This window comes from uncultured Rothia sp. (assembly GCF_937976295.1).
Classification (GTDB): Bacteria; Actinomycetota; Actinomycetes; order Actinomycetales; family Micrococcaceae; genus Rothia.
Map to the genome: position 1 here is coordinate 1 of NZ_CALJRY010000217.1, position 1203 is coordinate 1203.

Here is a 1203-nt window from a genome sequence, read left to right on the forward strand (position 1 = left end):
TCCATTTTAGAGGATGCACCGGCATAAAGCAGGGGCCGTCCCCGCACTCTCAACAGATAGTGCAAGAACGGCCCCTAATCTAGGTGATGTGCGAGCGTCTAGCCCGCAGTTAGTCACAATGACTTGAGTTCTAGGCCTTCTCAGATTCCTTAGACTCTTCAGAGCCCTTTGCCGCTTCGGCTTCCTTAGCTTCCTTAGCCCTCTCAGACTCTTCAGCCTTCTTGCGGCGTTCCAGCTCATGCGGGAAGAGGAACTCTTCCTCACGAGGCGCCTCCTGCTCCCAGCCGCGGTTCGCCAAGTAGCGCACCACCGAGTTGACCACAGCCAGAGTCGGCACGGCGAACAGGGCACCCACCGCACCAAAAATCATGGAGCCACCAGCCACCGAGAAAATCACGGCGAGCGGGTGCAGGGACACAGCCTTACCCATGATGAGCGGCTGCAGAATGTGCGACTCGAGCTGCTGAACCAGCAGAACGATACCGAGCATAATCAGCGCCTGCACCGGGCCCAACGCAACCAGCGCCAGCAACACAGCCACAGCACCGGAAATGAGGGCACCAATCACCGGAACGAAAGAGCCGAGGAAGACCAGCACACCCAGCGGGATAGCCAGCGGAACACCCAGGATTGCGGCACCAAGACCGATGCCGATAGCGTCAATAGCCGCCACCAGAATCTGAACGCGCACGTACGCACCCAGGGACTTCCAGCCAGCACGACCCGCACCGTTGACGGCGGCACGCGCATCCTTCGGGAAGAGGCGGGTGACGAACAGCCAGATACGCTCGCCCTCCATCAGGAAGAAGACCAGGGTAAACAGGGTCAGCAGGGTACCGGTCGCAACCTCAGCCGCAGTCGAACCCACCTGAGACACACCGTGCAGCACGGAGCTGGGGTTATTGGTGACAGCGCTCTCCATCTGATCCAGCAGCTGGTTCAGCTGGTCGGCACCGAACTCGTAGCCGAGGTCCTTCAGCCAACCAATCAGCTGCTGGTAGCCCTGCATCGCCTTATCCGCCATGGACACAAAACCACGCACAATCTGCTGACCGGTCAGCGAAATAATACCGGCGAGCGCCAGAATCATACCGATTTCGGCAATAGCCGCCGCGCCACCGGCACGGACGCCCTTCTTACGCAGAAGCATCACGGCGGGGCTCAGCAGAGCCGCCAGCAGTAGAGCCACCAGAAGAGAAATAA

At 59.8% G+C, this 1203-nt stretch carries 1 protein-coding gene; it reads right to left on the reverse strand.

Going from position 1 to position 1203, the window contains the following annotated elements; all coding sequences use genetic code 11:
- Positions 1-130 precede the first annotated feature (130 nt).
- Positions 131-1203: AI-2E family transporter (locus Q0216_RS05860; protein ID WP_298593704.1), on the reverse strand; the 1073-nt coding region annotated here is incomplete at its 5' end.